This window comes from Paenibacillus doosanensis, assembly GCF_025060755.1.
Classification (GTDB): Bacteria; Bacillota; Bacilli; order Paenibacillales; family NBRC-103111; genus Paenibacillus_S; species Paenibacillus_S doosanensis.
This window is the reverse complement of the sequence record NZ_JANYUY010000011.1, coordinates 41674-61298: the sequence shown is the minus strand read 5'-3', so window position 1 is coordinate 61298 and position 19625 is coordinate 41674. Positions and strand designations below refer to the sequence as shown.

The 19625-nt window shown below is 55.7% G+C and carries 13 protein-coding genes and 1 other annotated feature; of the genes, 12 read left to right on the top strand and 1 reads right to left on the bottom strand.

The features are described from left to right. Positions 1-23 precede the first annotated feature (23 nt). The 7 genes from N0M98_RS10860 to yidC all read left to right on the top strand — a co-directional run bounded on the left by N0M98_RS10860 (position 24) and on the right by yidC (position 11874). The gene (locus N0M98_RS10860) at positions 24-1082 is read left to right on the top strand and encodes an SGNH/GDSL hydrolase family protein (RefSeq protein ID WP_249864750.1); all 1059 of its coding nucleotides are present in this window, start codon (positions 24-26) and stop codon (positions 1080-1082) included. Continuing rightward, positions 1079-1849 (top strand): SDR family NAD(P)-dependent oxidoreductase, encoded by a 771-nt coding sequence (locus N0M98_RS10855; protein WP_375295472.1) that lies wholly within the window; start codon positions 1079-1081, stop codon positions 1847-1849. The genes N0M98_RS10860 and N0M98_RS10855 overlap by 4 nt, the downstream gene beginning before the upstream one ends. Further along, complete coding sequence (locus N0M98_RS10850; protein ID WP_259617868.1) at positions 1846-3897, top strand: heparinase II/III domain-containing protein; 2052 nt, start codon at positions 1846-1848, stop codon at positions 3895-3897. Before N0M98_RS10855 ends, N0M98_RS10850 begins: the two co-directional genes overlap by 4 nt. Positions 3898-4190: 293 nt before the next feature. Further along, entirely contained in the window at positions 4191-8183 is a 3993-nt protein-coding gene (locus N0M98_RS10845; RefSeq protein WP_259617867.1) for a discoidin domain-containing protein, read from the top strand. A 209-nt stretch (positions 8184-8392) separates the two neighbouring features. Continuing rightward, positions 8393-8633: a binding site (T-box leader), on the top strand. A gap of 84 nt (positions 8634-8717) precedes the next feature. Further along, positions 8718-10580 (top strand): arginine--tRNA ligase, encoded by a 1863-nt coding sequence (locus N0M98_RS10840; protein ID WP_259617866.1) that lies wholly within the window; start codon positions 8718-8720, stop codon positions 10578-10580. A 164-nt stretch (positions 10581-10744) separates the two neighbouring features. After that, positions 10745-11098, top strand: a complete 354-nt coding sequence (locus N0M98_RS10835; protein WP_249864746.1) for a hypothetical protein — start codon at positions 10745-10747, stop codon at positions 11096-11098. Further along, the gene (gene yidC, locus N0M98_RS10830; RefSeq protein ID WP_249864745.1) at positions 11047-11874 is read left to right on the top strand and encodes a membrane protein insertase YidC; all 828 of its coding nucleotides are present in this window, start codon (positions 11047-11049) and stop codon (positions 11872-11874) included. Before N0M98_RS10835 ends, yidC begins: the two co-directional genes overlap by 52 nt. A 172-nt stretch (positions 11875-12046) precedes the next feature. On the opposite strand, the gene N0M98_RS10825 is transcribed toward yidC, so the two are convergent. Then, positions 12047-12952, bottom strand: a complete 906-nt coding sequence (locus N0M98_RS10825) for an SDR family oxidoreductase (RefSeq protein ID WP_259617865.1) — start codon at positions 12950-12952, stop codon at positions 12047-12049. A gap of 230 nt (positions 12953-13182) precedes the next feature. On the opposite strand from N0M98_RS10825, the gene N0M98_RS10820 reads away from it, so the two are divergent. The 5 genes from N0M98_RS10820 (at position 13183) to N0M98_RS10800 (ending at position 19619) form a co-directional block, all read left to right on the top strand. Then, the gene (locus N0M98_RS10820; protein ID WP_259617864.1) at positions 13183-14532 is read left to right on the top strand and encodes an ABC transporter substrate-binding protein; all 1350 of its coding nucleotides are present in this window, start codon (positions 13183-13185) and stop codon (positions 14530-14532) included. Positions 14533-14817: 285 nt separating this feature from the next. Further along, on the top strand, positions 14818-15594 hold the full coding sequence (locus N0M98_RS10815) for a FadR/GntR family transcriptional regulator (protein WP_259617863.1): 777 nt from the start codon (positions 14818-14820) through the stop codon (positions 15592-15594). 45 nt (positions 15595-15639) lie between these two features. Then, positions 15640-17013, top strand: a complete 1374-nt coding sequence (gene allB / locus N0M98_RS10810) for an allantoinase AllB (RefSeq protein ID WP_259617862.1) — start codon at positions 15640-15642, stop codon at positions 17011-17013. A gap of 48 nt (positions 17014-17061) precedes the next feature. After that, positions 17062-17985, top strand: coding sequence for an NAD-dependent epimerase/dehydratase family protein (locus N0M98_RS10805; RefSeq protein WP_259617861.1), 924 nt, complete (start codon positions 17062-17064; stop codon positions 17983-17985). 23 nt (positions 17986-18008) lie between these two features. Next, complete coding sequence (locus N0M98_RS10800) at positions 18009-19619, top strand: sodium:solute symporter family protein (RefSeq protein ID WP_259617860.1); 1611 nt, start codon at positions 18009-18011, stop codon at positions 19617-19619. The last annotated feature ends 6 nt before the right edge of the window (positions 19620-19625 follow it).

Below are 19625 nucleotides of genomic sequence, written 5' to 3'. Positions count from 1 at the left end.
CGGAAGAAGCGAGGGAAACCGGGATGATAGAACAAGGAATCGCTTTTCATAATGTGACGGAGCTGGAACGAAGGGAGCTGCTGCCGGGGCTGCGGCTGCACCGCTTCCCGAAGCGGGTGCGCCACGCGCTGTCGGAAAACGGCCGGACGAAGGCCGTGCAGTCCAACGGCTGCGAGCTGCGCTTCGTAACCGATGCGAAGCATGTGCGGATTACGCTGTCTTCGCTGGAAACGAACGGGCGCGTGCTGGTGTTTCGCGGCGATTTTTTTCATTCGGCCCATACGCTGCAAGCCGGCGTCATCCAAACGATATCGCTCGAAATTCCGGAGCGCTTCGCCGAGGTGGAGCCGGAGAGGCTGAACAATGCGGCCTTCTCCTCGCGCGTCTGGCGGGTGTACTGCGAACGGTTCGGCGCGGTGTTCTACGACATCGATGCGTTCGGACACGAGATTCGGCCGCCGGCCCGGGAAGAGGTGCCGCAGCTGACCTTCGCCGCATACGGCTCGTCGATTACGCAGGGGGCCGGAGCGCTGAGCCACTACAACGGCTATATTCAGCAAGCGGCCCGCAGGCTGCAGATCGATGCGCTGAACCTTGGGCTGAGCGGCTCCTGCCATTGCGAGCCGGAGGTGGCCGATCATCTGGCCGAGCGGAAGGATTGGGATCTGGCTTTTCTGGAGCTCGGCGTCAACATGCGCTCGACGTTTTCGCCGGAGCAGTTCGAGGAGCGGGCCGGCTACTTGCTCGACCGCTTGGCGGAGAAGCATCCGGATAAACCGATCTTTTTGACGACAATGTACCCTAACCGGGCGAGCTATTTCAAGGACAGATCCGCCGTCTTCACCGAGAATGAACGCCAATTTAACGACGTATTGCGCCGTTATGCGGCGTCGAAGGGCGCGGGACAGCTGTATTTACTGGAAGGCTCGGACATTATGACGGACTTTACGTCGCTGACGAGCGATCTCATTCATCCGTCCGATTACGGTCATATCGCGATGGGCGAACGGCTGGCGGAGATGATGCGGCCGGTGGTGGAACAATTGCTTAACAACAAACGACATGAGGAGGCAGCCATATGATTACGACGGATTTAACGGGACAAATCGCATTGGTGACAGGAGGAAACGCGGGCATCGGCTTCGCGATTGCGCGCAAGCTGTCGCAGGCGGGCGCGAAGGTGGCGATCAATTATTTGAGCAAGCGGGAGGCGGCCGAGCAGGCGGTTCGCACGATCCGGGAGGAAGGCGGCACGGCGGAATGCTTCCAGGCGGACGTCACCCGGATCGCCAGCATCGAAGCGCTGATCTCCCAAGTGGAGAGGACGCTCGGGGGGACCGTCGATATTCTTGTGAATAACGCCGGCCATATGATCGAGCGCGTGCCTAACGCGGAGATGACGGAGGAACGGTATAACCAAATTATGGATGTCAATTTAAAAAGCACCGTATTTCTGTGCAAAGCCGTGCTCCCTGGCATGATCGCCAAAGGAAAGGGCAAAATCGTCAATATGGCGTCGCTGGCCGCTCATAACGGAGGCGGCCCGGGAGCTTCCGTCTACGCGGCGAGCAAGGCGGCCGTCCTCGCTTATTCCAAAGGCTTGGCTAAGGAGGCCGCGCCTCACGGGATCGGCGTCAACGTGCTCTCGCCGGGCTTTATCGGCCAGACCGCCTTCCATTCGACCTTCACTTCGGATCAAGCCCGTAAAGCGACCGTAGCCGGAATTCCGCTCGGCCGCGAAGGGAGGCCCGAGGATGTGGCCAACTGCGCCTTGTTCCTCGCTTCTCCGCTGTCGGATTACTTGACGGGAGAGACGATCGAGATCAACGGGGGGATGTTCATGAGATGAGAATCGGGGAGAAATTGCAGCAATACCGCTGGGCGGAAGAGATTGCCGGGCAGCTGGAGCGCGAGCTTGCTCCGCTCCTCGGCGCGGAGCCCGTCATTCCCGCCGAGCCGGGCGGCTGGTGGCATCAATACGTATGTCCCGAGCATCACACGGAGCTTTTATTCGATCCTCTGGAGGAGGATGCGACGGAGTTTCTATGTCCTTACGGCTGTGCGCTCCATGGCGAGCCGTACCGCGGCGCCTGGCTCGTGATGAAGCATCAGTCATGCGCCCGTTTCGCGCTTGAAGCGGCGGCGCTATATGCCGCAGGCCGGGGGCGGCGTTACGCCGACTGGAGCGCTGGCGTGCTGCTGCGCTATGCGGAGCAGTTCCCGAAGTATCCCGTTCATCCGGAGGCGGAAGGGTGGATGCTCAAAGGCAGGGCGTTCCATCAGGCGCTGACCGAAGCGATTTGGGCGACGACGCTGCTGCGCGCCTGCCTGCTGCTGACGGACGAAGGCTACGAGTTCGCCGAAGCGGAGAAGCTGGATTTGTTCTTCGCGATGCTGGAAGAGAGCATGACGCAGGCGCGCAAGCTGCTTGCGGAGGAGCAGGGCAAGCCGGAAAGCAATTATACGGCATGGTTGAATGCGGCGCTCGCTTGCGTCTATGCGCGGAATCGCGATGAGAACAAGATGCGGGAGCTAGTCGACGGCTTTGCGGGCTTGAAGCATCATCTTACGATCGGCGTCAACCCGGATCAGATGGAGTACGAAGGAACGACGTATTACCATGTGTTCGTTCTGCGCGCCTATTTCATCGCCGCCGAGATGGCGGAACGCTTCGGTATCGATCTGTATGCGGCGCGCGGCGAGCAGGGCCAATCGTTCGAAGGCATGCTCGATGTGCTGGCCGATCTGGCGAACGAGCGGGGAGAGCTGCCTGCGCTGCATGACGGACCGTACCGGCGCGTGCCGTACGCCCGGGAAATCGCCGAAACCGTGGAGATAGGTTATGCCCGTTACGGCAAGGCGGGCTGCGTTCCGATACTCCGGGAAGCGTACCGCTATATGTATGGCAGTCCGCAGAGAGCGGGACTGGAGGCGCTGCTGTACGGACAAGGGAGCTGGGAGCCGGATGCGCGGTCCGAAGACGAGGCGCAGGCGAAGCAGAGGGGCTCCCGGCTGCTGGAGACGTCCGGATTCGTTATCGGCCGCCGCCCGGGAGGACGCTTGTCCTTCTATGCCGACTACGGCCCGCACGGCGGCTCGCACGGCCATGACGACAAGCTGCATTTGACCATAGCCGGCCGGGACGGCTGGCTGGCGCCGGAGCTGGGGATGGTGCCGTACGGATCGGGCCTGCGCAAAGATTGGTATGCTTGCGCGCAGAGCCATAATACGGTGACGGTGAACAACCGGTCGCAGGCGGCGCATACCGGCGAGCTCGTCCGGTATGAAGACGGCGAGTCGGGAACGTACGTCTGGCTGCGCTCGACGGAAGCGTATCCGGGCTGCAGACTGGAGCGCCATCTGTGGCTGACCGATCGCTGGCTGCTCGACTGGTTCGTTGCGGAGCTCGATTCGGAAGCGACGATCGACTGGTGGATGCACAGTCCGCGGCTTGAACCCGCGTACCGCCGGGAGCTGTGGCAGCCTCCGGCAAACCGGCTGCTGGACGACGGAGAGGGTCCTTACCGCTTCGTGCGCCCGCTGGCCGAATGGACGGCGGGAAGCGGCGAGAGTGTCTGCTCCGTCGAAATGAGTGCGGCGGCGGGAGGAGAAGGCGCCGCGTTGTCGATGCTGGCGCCGCCGGGCTCGCGGATCATGCTCGCCGAAACCCCCGGGCCGGCCGATAATCCGGCCCGCAGCATGAACGGGCTGCTGCACAGGCAGCACGGCACGAGCGCTTCGTTCGTGACGGCGTACAGCGACAGCAGCCGGCCTGCTGCATTCGCCGGCCCGGAAGCGGCCGCCGCGGGAACGCGGGCCGTCGAGCTCAGCTGGCCGGGCGAGCGCTGGCGGGCTCGGCTCGACCCGGCCGAGGGGCTGCGGTTGGACCGAATATAAGCTTCGGATATGAACAGCTTGGAGATGGACCATCAGGCGACTGCGGGAAGAGAGCGACGACGATCCCGCCGGGGAGCCTGCGGTACAAGCTCCAAGCTGTTTTGCCGTTATGTCAGTTATGGCCGGATAGACTGCGATTGGAGCGGATGAAACGCCGGGAAAGAAGGCGTTTTGCGTTGGAAAGGGGGTGATTTCCGGGATGTAATGATAGCGGTTACATGCGATTGGAAAATCAAATGGGCACCGCAGCGGACTTGTTCACCACACTCTTAGAAACGAAAGGAGATTGAATCATGCGCAGCAAGCCATCGTTATGGCTTTGGAAAAGTAGCGTCAGCTGCTTGACGGCGGGGCTGCTCCTCTGCGGAGCGGCGCAGCTTCCCGGAACGGCGCGCGCCGTTACAACGGAGACCGACATCTATGAAGACTTTCAAGGGTTCAGCACAAGCGCCGTATTCAACACGAGCAGCAGCACCGCCTACCATTGGGCGGCCAATGCAAGCGCCAATAACTGGTCCGTCGAGGCCGACGCGGACGAAGCCGCGAATCATTTCATCCGGATCGGGGGGCAGCAGTCCTCCACGACGCTGCTCTACAACAAGGATTTCGTAGGGAACAATGTCGCTTACTCGGCGCTCGTCAAATCCGACACGACCGCCGCCGCCGGCATTACGGCCCGCTACAGAGACAGCAGCAATTATTACTGGTTATCGCTGAATCGGGACGGGAAGCTCAGCCTCGGCAAGCGAGCGGCGGGCGCTAACACGACGTTGAAGTCGGCCGTCATCCCCGGCTTCGATGCGGACCGCTATTACCGGTTGAAGCTGACGGTGAGCGGCGCATCGCTGGCCGGTTCGGCGGAAGGAGGTCCGACGCTTTACGTCGCGGAGGACACTTCGCTCTCGGAAGCGCCCGGCGGCACCGCTGCGAATCGGGTCGGATTCTTCGCCGCGGGAGGAGCTGCGGCGTCATTCGACGATATGTACGCGGTCAACGTCGTGCCGCCGGCCCCGACGGGACTCGCGGCGATGGCCGCCGTCGACGGGCAGATCAGCCTCGGCTGGAACGGAACGGGCGGCCGCTATGCCGTGAAGCGCAGCTCCTCTCCGGGCGGCCCGTATACGACGCTTGCCACCGTCAGCGAAGCTTCGTACACGGACCTCGTGCCTGACGGGACCGCTTACAGCTATGTCGTATCGGCTGTCGCGTCCGCCGAGGATCGCCCCGAAGCGGAGGGACTCCCGTCGGGCGAACTGACGGCCGCTTCGACGGCTTCAACGGTTCCGCCGGCGGCCCCGGCCGGTTTGTTCGCGGTGGTCGGCCTGTCGCAGGCCGCCTTAACCTGGAACGCGTCCGCCGACGTGACCGCTTACCGTATCAAGCGCAGCGAGCAGCCGGGCGGGCCTTACGAGACGATCGGGGAGGTCGGAGCGGCAGCGCTCTCTTATACGGATACCGGGCTGATCCCCGGACACATTTACTATTACGCCGTGGCGGGAGTGAACGCCCAGGGCGAAGGCCCGTTGTCCGTGCAGGTCGCCGCGTCTCCGTCGACGCCTCCTGACTCCCCTTCGGCTGTTACGGCTATCCCGGGCAATGGCAAAGTGAAGGTGGCTTGGAGTCCGGTGAACGAAGCGGCGGGATATACCGTCAAGCGGTCGGCTTCTCCGACCGGACCGTTTATGCCGATCGCTGCCGGACTTAATGCCCTCGCGCTGGAGGATAGCGGATCGCTGTCGAACGGAACGACCTATTATTATGTCGTTCAGGCGGTTAACGACAGCGGGGTGAGCAGCGACGACTCGGCTCCGGCAAGCGCTACTCCCCGGTCCAGATACCCGCTCGATCCGGCGGGGATAACGGCAAGCTCGGACGACGGCAACAAGCCGCAAGCTTCGGCGGACAACAAGCTGAGCACGCGCTGGGGCGCAAACGGTCAGGGACAGTGGATTCAATACGATTTGGGCGCCGTATCTTCAATCGGTTATTTGGGTATCGCCTGGTACAAAGGAGACGTCCGTTCATCCCGGTTCCATCTCGACGTGTCTAATGACGGACTCGCATGGACAAGGGTATATACGGGCCAAAGCAGCGGTTCTTCCGCCGGATTGGAAGCTGTGCAGCTTCCCGATACGGAAGCGCGCTATATTAAGCTGACCGGCGAAGGCAACTCGGCGACCGCGTATAACGGCATTCAAGAGCTTCAGGTGTATGCGCCCAATCCGAACGGGGCCGTCCTCGAGCCTGTAGCCGAGGAACCGGGCTCTCATGCTCCGACGGCCGTCCCTTATTTGAAAGCGGGGCTGTACAACGCCGATGGAACGCCTCATCTGCTGCCGCAGCCCAATGCGGTGACGGGCCGAACGATCGATGTCGCCGCCGAATACGGCGCCGATCCGGCCGACGGCGAGGACGACCGTCCGGCCATACAGCGGGCTATCGACGAAGCTCAGCCTGGCGATGAGCTGTATTTCCCCAATGGCGTGTATAACTTGAAGACGGCGGCTCCGGGAGATGCGAACTCGAACCTGGTGCTGAAAAGCGGCGTCAATCTGCGGGGAGAAAGTCAGGAAGGGACGATCTTGATTTCCGATTTCGACAATCGGGCCGGTTCTTCGCTGACCGGAAGCAACAGCCGCGTCATGGCGGCGATCAACAAGAACGGCATCGTCATCTCCAACCTGACGATCAGCTCCTCTTGGACGGGGGCTTATCCGACCGACACGACGGTTTCCAGCCCGGAGCGCGGCGGGCCGAAATCCGGCATTTACATTGACGACAGCTCTTCCGGCACTACGAATACGAATAACGAGCCGCATAACATCGTGGTCGACCATGTGACGGTGGAGAAGTACGAGCGGCTCGGCGTGAGGATCAGCAAAGCTCACGATGTCGTCGTCCAGCATTCGCTCTTCCGCAACGCTACGGATATCGGAGGCGGCGGGGCCGGCTACGGCGTAGATATTCAAGGGGTGTTTAAGGAAGACCGGCTCGGATATTATAACGACTCCCGCTGGAACGTGGTGCAGAACAATTTATTTGACGGCACGAATGCGCTGCGTCACGGAGCGCTGCTGCAGGCTTATACGCATAATAACGTCGTTAGAGACAACACGTTTACCGGGACGGCGCTGGATGCGATCGATTTGCACGGCGAGGACGAATATTTGAACGAAGTATATGGCAATACGGTGACGGGCGTCTGGCACGGCGGAGGCATCGGCGTAGGCAATACCGGCGGTTCGTCTCCGAGCAATCACGACGCATCCGGCCCGTACAATTACATTCACGACAATGTGATCCGCAATTCGCTGCGCGGCATTCAATTAATGATGGGCTCGCCCGATACGATTGTCGAGAACAATCTGATCGAGTTCGATCCCGAGCTGGAACCGACGCGGGAGTTCGTTACGGATGACGGCATCGAAGTACTGAATGCGCCGAGAACGATCATAAGAAATAACGTCATCCGCGGTTTCTCGGGGCCGAGTTCGAGAGGCATCGTCGTGATGCGGGATGCGGGGGACAAAAACAACGGCAATGTCGGAGCCGGAGACCCTGCCGATGTTTGGATCGCCGGCAATACGGTAACGGGCAACCGGACCGGCGTTCAGATCGATGCGGGTACGGGGATCGTTCTTGAGGACAATGAGATTGCGGGCAACATCGCCGCGGATTTGCTGGTGAATTCTGCGGTACAGGCCGTGTTCGACCGGCAGGCAGCCGCCGCGGAAGACGCTTGGGCCGACCGCTCCCGGCCGGATGCAAATTTCGGCGCGGGAGACTCGAACGACGCGCAAAGCTTCCGAATGACGACGAGTCCGGACGGAACCGCGGCTTCGATCGCCTATTATAAGTTCAACGTGCCTGCAGTCGGCGGCATCGCCTCCGCGCAGCTGCGGCTAAGCGGCAGACTGACCGACGCCAATCCCGGGGACGATGCATACCGATTCGACGTATACGGACTTTCGGACGCTTCATGGAGCGAGAGCGGCTTAACCTGGAACGCATCGCCCAATCATGCCGCCGGCGGGACGCAGGTGACCGGCATCGGCTCGACGGCAGTCTACTTGGGAAGCATCACTGTCACAGGCAATACGATCCAGGCTTACTCGCTGTCCTCGCAGGAGCTGACCGATTATGTGAACGGCCGGCGGGGCGGCCAAGCTTCGATTCTGGTCGCCGATACCGAGGGGCAGAATGCGGAAGCGGAGCTGTATTCCCGCGAGAAAGTATATGAGACGCTGCGTCCGGCACTGATGCTGCAAACATCCGGGCAGCCGTAAACGGCAGGGATCGAGGTCGAGCCGGGGGAGGAACTGGCTGCGAGCCTCTCAATGCGCCGCCGTCTCGTCGGCGGAAGGAGCCCTGGTTCGTCCTCAGGCACTGCAGCGAAATGCTGACGGATAACCTTGCTGGAATGCCGCTTGACATGGAAACCTTTTTCCAGTATAACTACTATAAAGTATAGGAAGACGATGTTTCACGGCATATTCGAATATTGATGAACGGGAGAGTAATTCCGACCGACAGTCGCAGCGAGCCGGGTTAGTGCAAGCCGGTACGAAGGATCGGAATGAAGCGGACCCGGGAAATGGTTGGCCGAAACGGCGGTTTATGGCGGCGTAGGCGAACCCGGTACGAGACCGTTATCGCTAATGAGCGGCCGATTCGCATGCTAATGCGGATGGGCACTTAGAGTGGCACCGCGGGAACTTCAGGCTCTCGTCTCTTACAAGGAGACGGGGGCTTTTTTGCTTTTGCCGGAATCGGCCGGCGGTTATCCGCTGGAACTATCATTCTAAACGGAGGGAACACAGATGATCAGAAATATAATTGTTTCGTCGGTAGAACGTATTGTCAGCGAGCTATGGGAGACCTCCGGGAGGGAACGGCCCGCAGGCGTGAAGGTTTCCGTGGAACGCCCCGCTCATTCGGAGCACGGCGATTACAGCGTCAATGCCGCGATGCTGCTGGCCAAACCGCTCAAGCGGTCTCCGCAGTCGATAGCTTCGGAGATCAGGGAGAAGCTGATGAACGATGCCGCAGCCGAACCGTACTTTCACAAAATCGAGACGGCTGGACCCGGTTTTCTCAATTTCTATGTCAACTGGGCGAAGTGGAGCGCTCCGGGAGCGTCATCCGAGAAGATTCAGCGGAAAAAGGAGAAAGTCATCATTGAGCATACGTCGATCAATCCGAACAAATCGGCGCATGTCGGCCACCTGCGCAATTCCTGCATCGGCGATACGATCGCCCGTATGATGAAACGCAGCGGTTATACGGTCGAGGTGCACAATTATATCGACGATTTGGGCAACCAACTGGCCGACACGGTCGTCGGACTGCTCCATACCGGCAACGCGGGAAATTACGCCCGGTTCGGCGATTTTTGCTGGGACACGTACGCCAAGATCAACCGCGAGTACGAGAAGCGGCCGGAGCTTTTGCAGAAGCGGACCGAGGTGCTTCACGAGCTGGAGCGGGGCCATACGAATACCGCCTGGCTGGGGCTTCTTGTTGCGGAACGAATCGTCCGCGAGCATCTGGAGGAAATGAAGCAGTTCGGCATCCGGTACGACGTGCTCGTGTGGGAAAGCAGCATCGTGAAGGAAGGCTTCTGGGACAGCGCATTCGAGCTGCTTCGAACGACGCCGATTTTCCGCCGGGAAACTGCCGGGAAGCTGGCAGGCTGCTGGGTGTTGAAGCAGGAGGATGCGGCCGGGAGCGAAGCGGAATTTCAGGCTGATAAAGTGCTTGTCCGTTCCAATGGCATTTTGACGTACACGGCCAAAGATATTGCCTATCATTTGTGGAAGTTCGGCGTATTGGGCCGAGATTTCCGCTACAAAAAGTTCGGCGAAGGGCTATGGTCGACCGATTCCGAGGGGACCCGGAAAAAGCTGGGCGCGGCGGATATGGTCGTTAACGTCATCGATCATAGGCAGGAATATCCGCAAGCGATGGTCAGGCAGTCGCTTGCCGCGCTCGGGCTGGAGAAGCAAGCGGCGCAGCTGAGGCACGTCAGCTACGGCGTCGTCTCGCTCAGCAGGGATACGGCGGCGGGACTCGGCGTGGACGTATCGGAAGGCAAGCATGCCTATCCGATGTCGGGCCGCCAAGGGATCGGCATTCAAGCGGCGGATTTGCTCCGCCGGATGGAGGAGGCGATCGAGGCGAAGCGCTCCCGCAAAGCGGGTCTGTCCAGCCGGACGATCGCCGCCGCGGCGATCCGTTACTACTTGCTGAGGTTTCATCTACAAACCGAGGTCGTATTCGATCTGGCGCAGGCGACCGAAATATCGGGCAATACGGGCGTTTATTTATTGTACGCGCACGCGAGAGGATGCAGCATTCTCGATAAAGCCGGCAGCGAAGCAGAGGCTATCACGGCGAATGTGCCGGAAAGAGAGCGAATGCATCCGCAGGAGCTCAGCCTTATCAGACAGCTGGCTTACTGGCCTGAGACGCTGGAGGCGGCGGCCGGGGAGCTGTCGCCGATTACGATTTGCGCGTATGCGCATGAATTGTCGGCGCTATTCAACCATTTTTACGCCTCGTGCCCGATTTTGAAGTCGGAAGGCGAAGAGAGAACGTTTCGCCTATGGCTGACGGCGCGTTTCCAGGCGACGCTGAAGGAAGCGCTCGAAGTGCTCGGTCTTCCGGCTCCGCGAAGAATGTAATGCTGGATGCCGGACTAACAACTGGCTCTGGACGAAACGGCCGGAAAAGAGTAACATAACAGTGGGCTGAAACAATCGGTCCTCTGATCTCGTATATATAAGATATACTCGTAAATAGTAAGATATTATTGAAATAAGACGGGCATGCTAAGGAGGTGAATGCATTGTTCGAGCTGCAGGATGTGCTCATTCACGAACTGCTGCCGTATTTATTTTCTATCGGGATTATTTGTTCGTTCAGCTATGTGTACCGTATTTTTCTGCATGACGGCGTCCATCTGGACTGGATTCGCAATGAGCATCCGTCGATGCCGCCGCTTCCGCGGCCCCGGTTGCGGCAAACTCGCCGCGACGTTCATCACGGATTAACGCGCAGAGTGAAGCGGAAGGAAGCGCCGGACGGCGAATCCGGTGACTGCCGCCCCTCGTTGGAGAGTTACTTTTTATCCAAACGAGGAGGATGTTTATGGCAAAGAAGAACAATGGATTCACCCGGTTTAAAATTATCGGCTTACTAACGGCGCTGGCCGTGCTGCTCATCGTCAGCGGATGCGGGGTTAGCGGACCGAACGCCAAGATCGATGCGAGCACGCCGGGCATGTTTAATCATTATATTGTGTATCCTTTTTCTTATTTGATTCAGCATTTGGCTACTTTTTTTGACGGGAGCTACGGTCTCGGGCTGATCGTTCTGACGCTGATGGTCCGCTTGGTGCTGCTGCCGCTCATGATGAGACAGTACCGCAGCCAGCATATGATGAAACAGAAAATGAACGCCCTTCAGCCGGAGCTTAAGCAGCTGCAGGACAAGTATAAAGATAAGAACGACGCGGAATCGAAGACGAAGCTCCAGCAGGAGACGATGCAGCTGTATCAGAAGCATCAGGTGAACCCGCTGGCGGTAGGCTGTTTGCCGATGCTGATTCAGCTGCCGATATTATCGGGGCTGTATTACGCGATCAAGCTGACGCCGGAGCTGGCGGATCATTCGTTCTTATGGTTTCAGCTCGGCAAGCCGGATATGGTGCTGCCGTTCGTCGCGGCGATCATCTACTACTTTCAATATAAAGTATCGCAGATCGGCGTCGATCCGGCGCAGCAGAAGCAGTTTGCGCTTATCGCCTACGTCTCTCCGATCATGATGGCGGTGTTCTCGTTCAGCGCTCCCGCCGCCGTGCCGTTGTATTGGGTCGTAGGAGGAATCTTCGTCATCTTGCAGACGCTGCTCGCCAAAAAAATATATCATGTCAAAGCAGTGGATGAAACGAATCAGCCTGCGGAAAGCAAGGCGTAGAGAGCAAGTATGCTTTTAAAGGAAATAAGCTATGTACAAGCTGCCCGGTTCAGTCGAGAGACTGGTCCGGGCTATTTTTTTGACAGTATAGATTTATAAATTTCGGGGCCCCCCGCCAAGTACCTGAATCAGCTTCGAAGCCAAGGCCCCATTTTGCGGGGTTACTTTGCCGTTAAGAGGTGATAAAGTCGCCTCCGTTAACATGCATCGTTTCTCCGGTAACGTATCTGGAATCGTCGCTCGCCAAATAGACGTAGGCCGGAGCGAGCTCGAAAGGCTGCCCGGCGCGCTTCATCGGCGTATCGGTTCCGAAAGTGGACACTTCCTTGGCCGAGTAGCTCGAAACGATAAGCGGCGTCCAGATCGGACCGGGCGCTACGGCATTGACGCGAATGCCCTGGCTGACCAAGGACATCGACAAGGAACGGGTAAACGATACGATCGCCCCTTTGGTCGAGGAGTAGTCGATCAGCTCCTTGCTCCCCCGGTAAGCGGTGATCGAAGCCGTATTGATGATGGAGCTCCCCGCCTTCAAATGCGGCAGCGCGGCTTGGGCCATGAAGAAATAGGAGAAAATATTCGTCTGAAACGTGTGGAGCAGCTGCTCCTCTGTAATATCGAGCAAGCTTTGCTGAGGGAACTGGACGCCGATATTGTTGACCAGCACATCGAGCTGTCCGTAGGCTTGCAGCGTTTCCTGGACGACCCGGGCGCATTGCGCTTTATGTCTGAGATCCGCCTGAATCGTCAGGCATTTGCCGCCCAGCTTCTCGATATGCCGCTTCGTTTCCTCCGCGTCGGGCACCTCGTACAAGAAGGCGATGGCGACCTGCGCTCCCTCTTTGGCGAAAGCGACGGCCGCCGCCCGGCCGATCCCGCTGTCGCCGCCGGTAATAATGGCGGTTTTTCCTTTCAGTTTGCCGCTTCCGATATAGGAAGGATTATCGAAAATCGGCTTCGGATTCATCAAATACTCAAGCCCCGGCTGCTGGTTCTGATGCTGGGCAGGGAACGAGATCGGCTGCTCTTCGCAAACCATTTCTTTACTGTAATACGGATAGACAGGATACGAATTCATGGGAACCTCCGGTGAAAAAAAGTATATATCGAAATAGTATATTCGCCGCGCCCATCGTCGGTTCCAGGCAGGAGAAGCCGCCGAACCGCAAACGCAAATTAACACATAGGAGCATAATTTACCGTATAGAAACGTAGCGCCTCTCCTTTGTATAGTTAAATAGGCATGCTGCTGGCCGGATCGGCCGCAGCCGAATACATATGCGATAGAATTCAAAGGGGAGAGTGCGAATGAAGCTTGCACAAAGAAAACTGTCAGGGGCTTTGCTGTCTTCGGCGATGCTGATGACGCTGTTTACAGGCTGTTCCAAGGGAGGGCAGGAGGCGCCGGCCCAAGCGGTCGAAGCCGTCAGCGATAAGGGAGGACCGGTTCAGACGGAGCCGGTCGACATTACCTTTTATCGCCCGAGCACAGGCACGACGCAGGAGCAGTTCATGGATTTGATGGGCAATGCGATCAAAGCGAAATTTCCGAACGTCAACCTTAAGTTTATCCCTTACGGACAAGGTACGAATGTGGAGGAAGTGTTGACCGCGGGATCGGATATCGATCTGCTGATTTTGAATATTAACCTGATTGCGCAGTTTCCGAAATATAATTTGCTGCAGGATGTTTCGGATTCGATCAAGAAGGCGAATTTCGATTTAAGCAGGCTGGAGCCGACGACGGTCGATTTCATCGACCAATTCACGGGCGGCAAAATCAATGCGCTGCCGATCTTCACGACGGCGCAGTCGCTGGTGTACAATAAGGACATTTTCGATAAATTCGGCGTTCCGTATCCGCAGGAAGGGATGACTTGGGACGAGCTGTACGAGCTGGCCAAAAAAGTAAGCAAATCCGACAACGGCATCCAGTATTACGGTTTTGCAGGCTCGACGCCGTTCAGCTCGATGACCCGGGTCAACCAGAAGTCGATCGCCTACGTCGATCCGAAGACGAACAAATCGCAGATCGCCGGCGAAGAGTTCAAGAAGGTCGTGGACAATTTCGCGAGATTTTACCGGATTCCCGGCGCCGAGTTTCCGAAGGACAAGATGGGCAAAGAGAACGATATGTTTAATAAGGACCGCAACCTGGCGATGTACGTCGGCAACAGCAGCCTGTTGATCAACAGCGCGGTGAACATGAACGTCGATGCGATCTCGCTGCCTTCCTTCAGCGATGCGAAGGGCGTCGGTCCGCAGATGTATCCGACTTACGCGGCCGTATCGAGCATCAGCAAGCATAAAGATATCGCCTTCCAGATTCTTACGTATTTGACGTCCGACGAAATGCAGGAGAAATTCGCCAGGGACGGCACCGGACTTCCGATCATCAAAGATCAGAAGGTCGTCGATCTGTTCGGCGCCGATTTGGAGCAGCTGAAAGGGAAAAATATGAAATCGTTCTATCCTCAGAAGCCGGCCCCTATTGCGATGAAAACGCCGTACGACGACAAGGTCGAAGGCAAGGTGAGCGCGGCGTTCAAGGAAGTCGTCGGCGGAGACAGCGACGTCAATACGGCCTTCCGCAAGGCGGCGGAGCAGGCCGACGCGGACATAGACGCCGCCATCAAGGCGTCGTCCGCCGGCAAATAGAAGCGGCTTTAAGCGGAGCTTGCGCACGTCGGCGCGGGCTCCGTTTCTTTTTATGCGGGGAAACGGGCAAAGTGGGATGGCGGTGGCCTATGAGAGCGAATACAATTCATGTATTGACAAATGATAAATCGTGAAACTATAATAAAAACGTACCTGCTCATCATTGATGAGGTGGTGTTGACAAAGAGTTGGCGTTTGAGCAGTGCAGTGTAAAATAAGCGAGTCAAAATTTTTTTATTTCCACCTGCTCATCATTGATGAGCAGGTGAGAAGGCGAGGTTTAAGGTGGACATTAAATTGGTTGAAAACGTAGACAAACTCGACGAAGGAAATTTTTTTGCTTCCAGAAACGAATATTCGGAATATTTGGTTTTGAAGTATTTAATCCAATCCGACGAGCCGGTCGGTTCCTGGGTTCTGAAGGTAATGCTCGGACTGAAAGGGATTGAGCTAAGCACCGCCACCATTGGAAGACTTTTAAAAGAATTGGACTCAAAAGGGTTTACCAAGCTTGTCGATGCACAAGGAAGGGTCATCACTTCAGAAGGAATCGGCTATGCCAAAACGCAATCGGAAAGAATAGAGAGGGAGCGCCTTCAGGCACGGCTTATGATGGCTGCGATCCCGCAAAGTCTTGACGAGTTAATCGATTTGCTTCATGCCAGAAAAGCGTTGGAGTGCGAAACGGCAAGACTGGCTGCGCTTCGGGCGAATCCAAAGGATATCGATGAACTTGAGCTTTCCTTAAAAAAACATGCGGAAGTGGTCAAAGGGCATATCGACCCTACAGATATAGCGCTAGATTTCCATATTAAAGTGGCGAAGGCTTCCTATAATCGCTTTTTAATTGCATCGCTGGATATTTTAATTTACGAGGAACTTCGATTGGAATCGCAGATTGCCCAGCTTATCACCCGGGAACGCGGAGAAGAGTACTTGCTCCAGCATATCTCGATTGTCGAGTCTATTAAACAAAACGATCCGCATGAAGCGGAAAGGCGAATGGGCGTTCATATTGAAACGCTGATTAACGCGATTAAAGAGCAAGCCGAGCGAAATTAAGGAAGACAGGATCTCATAGAGTTACGAAAGAAAGGAGCGCAAGAAATGGGAACTATATTCGATACTGCAATCGTTAACGGAACCATCGTATTGGAAAATCGGGCGGTCCGGGGAACCTTATTCATTCAAAACGGGAAAATTGCGGGGATGGCGGACGGCAGCAGTACGTTCGAATGCAAACAGCTTATCGATGCGGAAGGGATGGTGATATTGCCGGGCGCAATCGACCCCCATGTCCATCTTTGGGAACCGGGCCCTCAAGATTATAGGGAGGACTATCGCTGCGGTTCTCAAGCGGCGGCTTCGGGCGGAGTCACGACGTTAATCGAGATGCCGTTAAGCGTCCCGCCGGTCATCGATCGGGAATCGTTTCAATTAAAAAAGGATATTGCGGATAAGCATTCCGTGATCGATTTTGCTCTGTGGGGCGGATTGATTCCTAAATCGGCAGATCATCTCAGTGACATGCATGAATTAGGGTGCGTCGGCTATAAGGCATTTATATCTTATGCCAATGACAATTACCCGCATACGCCGGACGACGTTCTGTTCAAAGCGATGAAGAACGCAGCCAAGTTCAACGGCCTCATCGGGGTTCATGCGGAAAACGCCGACATCGTCGAAGCCGCAAGTAAAGAGATGGAGCAAAACGGTGTGCTCGATCCGGAATCATATCCCGACGGAAGACCGGCTCTGGCTGAACTGGAGGCGATGGAAAGAGCGATTTGTTTTGCGGAAAATGCCGGCTGCCGTTTGCATATTGTTCATATGTCCGTAGCCGAAGGCGGAGAACGGGTGCGCAAGGCGAAGGAGAGGGGGGTTAAAGTTTCTAACGAAACATGTCCGCACTATCTGCTATTTGATAAGTCGATCCTGCGGGAAAAAGGGCCTTTCGCCAAATGCAATCCTCCCATAAGGTCGTACGAGAATAAAGAAGCTCTTTGGGAACAGCTATTCAAAGGGAATATAGACTTTATCGGCTCCGACCATTCGCCGTACACGGACGAGGAAAAGCTTAAAGGTAAACATAATATATGGGAAGCGCCGCCCGGATTCGGCGGAATTGACGTACTGCTGCCGGCTATGATCAGCGAAGGCGTGAATGCCAGAGGACTCGGCTTGGTCGAGCTGGCAAAGCTGGTTTCCACCAATGTCGCGAAAGCGTTTGAATTATATCCGAAAAAAGGGACCATCACCGTCGGTTCCGACGCCGATTTGGCGATTGTAGATTTAAATGAGGAATGGGTGTATAAAGGCGAATCCTCGTTCTCCAAGACGAAAAGCTCGCAAGGCATTTACGAAGGATATAAGTTTAAAGGCAAAGTGAAGATAACGATGGTGCGGGGAAGCGTCGTTTATGAGAACGGGAAAATTACCGGAGATGCCTCCTACGGAGAATTTGTAGCCATTCAGCGTTAATTGATCCATTCTCCCCCTTTTTGGGGGTTAAATAAAGGAGGAATAAGCATGAACGTATTAGTCACGGGAAGCTCAGGGCTAGTAGGGTCCGCAGTGATGGAACTATTATCCCGCGAAGGCCATAACGTCGTAGGATTTGACCAGAAAACATCGCCGCTGACGGAGCATTTTACCGTTGAAACGGGAGACTTGTGCGATTTTCCGAGATTGGTCTCGATTATCCAAAAGCACGGCATTGACGCGATAGTTCATTCGGGCGGAATTTCACATCCTCATGCGGGAGAAATATCGCCTTATGAGACTGTACGAACCAATATTGTAGGAACGACGACGATCCTCGAAGCGGCAAAAATATTTCATATCCGTAAAGTGGTCTATTTGAGCTCCGGCGCTGTCTACGGCAATCATGCCGCAGCCGTAACTACATTGGAAAGCAAGGTAAATCCGGAGAATACGTATGCCGTAACCAAATTAACGGGCGAGTATCTGGGGGAGACGTACAACAGAAATTACGGGATGAACGTCATTTCTTTACGTCTTGCTTTCGTATACGGGCCCTACCGGTTCATGCCCGACCCCATCAAGTCCCTGCTGGAGCGGGCTGTGAACGGAATAGACGTCGATGATGCGAAGGGCGCGGATCAGCGATTGGAATTCATTTATGTGAAGGATGCCGCTCTTGCCGTATACCAAGCGCTGCAGGCCGAAACATGCAGTTCCAGCATCTTTAATATCGGAACAGGCGTCAATACCAAGATGACGGAGGTTGCGGCCATTATTAAAAAGCTCTACCCTAATAGATCCATCAAGCTGGGCTCCGGAGATTTAGGCTATGATTTTATCGGTGCGTTCGATTGCGGCGAAGCGGAGCGTCAGCTGCAGTTTAAAGCCAAATATAATCTTGAAGACGGCATTGCGGATTATGCAAAATATTTGGAGAAAGCAAGCAGCGGGCAGTTTGAAAGCGTTTAATTTAACGGGGCGGGTGAATGTCCATGGGACAAATTTCAGTTGGCACGATCGATTATTTCATTATTTTTAGTTATTTTGCATTTGTCATCGTCGTCGGATTCATTGTTCGCAAGCTGATCAAAACCGACAGCGACTTCTTTCTTTCGGGCCGGTCGCTTCCGGCATGGATGACGGGAATCGCCTATTTGGCGGCGAATTTAGGCGCGCTGGAATTGCTGGGAATGGCGGCCAGCGGTGCGCAGTACGGCATGCTGACTATGCATTATTATTGGATGGGAGCAGTGCCCGCCATGATCTTCGTAGGCTTGTACATGTATCCGTTCTTCTATGCATCGAAAGCGAGAACGATTCCGGAGTATTTAAGATTTCGTTTCAATGAAGCCACCCGGGGATTGAACGCCATCACCTTTTTCGTCCTGACCATTTTATTTTCCGGAATTAGTTTGTACGCGATGGGATTAATATTCAGCGTGCTGTTGGGATGGTCGATGGTCTTCAGCATCATTGTTGCGGCCATAGTCGTTCTATTATACGTATCGCTGGGCGGATTAACTTCATCGATCTACAATGAGGTCATTCAATTTTTCTTAATATGGATCGGTTTGCTGCCCGTTGCGCTGATCGGAATGTATAAGTTTGGAGGCATCAACGGTATTTTGGCTAATTTGCCCGAGTCGTTCACACATCTATGGCAGGGCTTGAGCAGCACGGCCGATAATCCGATGGGGGTAAGCTGGTTTGGCGTCATTATAGGTCTTAGCTTCGTTCTCTCGTTCGGATATTGGATGACCGACTTCCTGGTTGCCCAAAGGGCTTTTGCCGCCAAGGATGTAAGAGCTGTTCAAAACACGCCGGTCTACGCCTCCTTTTTTCGACTTATCGTGCCCATTGTCGTTATCATTCCGGGATTTATAGCCGTTCCGCTTTTTCCCGAGCTAGGCAAAAACCCTGACTTGCCCTACAATCTAGCGTTGCCGTTGACACTGGTGAAATTATTGCCCGAAGGGCTGTTCGGTCTCGGGATCACCGCTCTATTGGCCGCTTTCATGAGCGGGATGGCGGGGAATATTACCGCTTTTACTACCGTGTGGACCTATGATATTTATCAAGCTTATATTAACAAGGACGGCAGTGACCGGCATTATATTAAAGTCGGGCGTCTCATGGTTGTGATTGGGACCATATGCGCCGTGTTCGCCGCGTTTATTGCAGCCAAATTTCCGAACATTATGGATTACATTCAAATGCTGTTCTCCTTCTTTAACGCACCGTTCTTTGCCACCTTCTTCTTGGGAGTGTTCTGGAAACGAGCTACCGGATGGGGCGCGTTCTGGGGACTGTTATTGGGGGTTGCAAGCTCCTTCCTGATGTTCTTCTTCATTCCAAGCGATTTCTATAGCACACTCGCGGAAGGCAACTTCTCAAGGGCACTATGGGCTTGGATCGTAACTATGGTCATCACCGTCGTCGTAAGCTTGTTTACGAAACCGAGACCGGAAAGCGAGCTTAAAGGATTAGTGCGAAGCGTCAGCGAAAAAATATCGTACGCCCATCTTCCTTGGTATAAACGCCCAGGCTATTTATCCGTCATTTCTCTGATTATTATGCTTGTTATTAATCTTTATTATTGGTAAGCGGTT

Bases quoted from the DNA above. Each gene is read 5' to 3' on its own strand.
- N0M98_RS10860 (WP_249864750.1), top strand. From the start codon at position 24: ATGATAGAACAAGGAATCGCTTTTCATAATGTGACGGAGCTGGAACGA.
- N0M98_RS10855 (WP_375295472.1), top strand. From the start codon at position 1,079: ATGATTACGACGGATTTAACGGGACAAATCGCATTGGTGACAGGAGGA.
- N0M98_RS10850 (WP_259617868.1), top strand. From the start codon at position 1,846: ATGAGAATCGGGGAGAAATTGCAGCAATACCGCTGGGCGGAAGAGATT.
- N0M98_RS10845 (WP_259617867.1), top strand. From the start codon at position 4,191: ATGCGCAGCAAGCCATCGTTATGGCTTTGGAAAAGTAGCGTCAGCTGC.
- N0M98_RS10840 (WP_259617866.1), top strand. From the start codon at position 8,718: ATGATCAGAAATATAATTGTTTCGTCGGTAGAACGTATTGTCAGCGAG.
- yidC (WP_249864745.1), top strand. From the start codon at position 11,047: ATGGCAAAGAAGAACAATGGATTCACCCGGTTTAAAATTATCGGCTTA.
- N0M98_RS10825 (WP_259617865.1), bottom strand. From the start codon at position 12,952: ATGAATTCGTATCCTGTCTATCCGTATTACAGTAAAGAAATGGTTTGC.
- N0M98_RS10820 (WP_259617864.1), top strand. From the start codon at position 13,183: ATGAAGCTTGCACAAAGAAAACTGTCAGGGGCTTTGCTGTCTTCGGCG.
- allB (WP_259617862.1), top strand. From the start codon at position 15,640: ATGGGAACTATATTCGATACTGCAATCGTTAACGGAACCATCGTATTG.
- N0M98_RS10805 (WP_259617861.1), top strand. From the start codon at position 17,062: ATGAACGTATTAGTCACGGGAAGCTCAGGGCTAGTAGGGTCCGCAGTG.
- N0M98_RS10800 (WP_259617860.1), top strand. From the start codon at position 18,009: ATGGGACAAATTTCAGTTGGCACGATCGATTATTTCATTATTTTTAGT.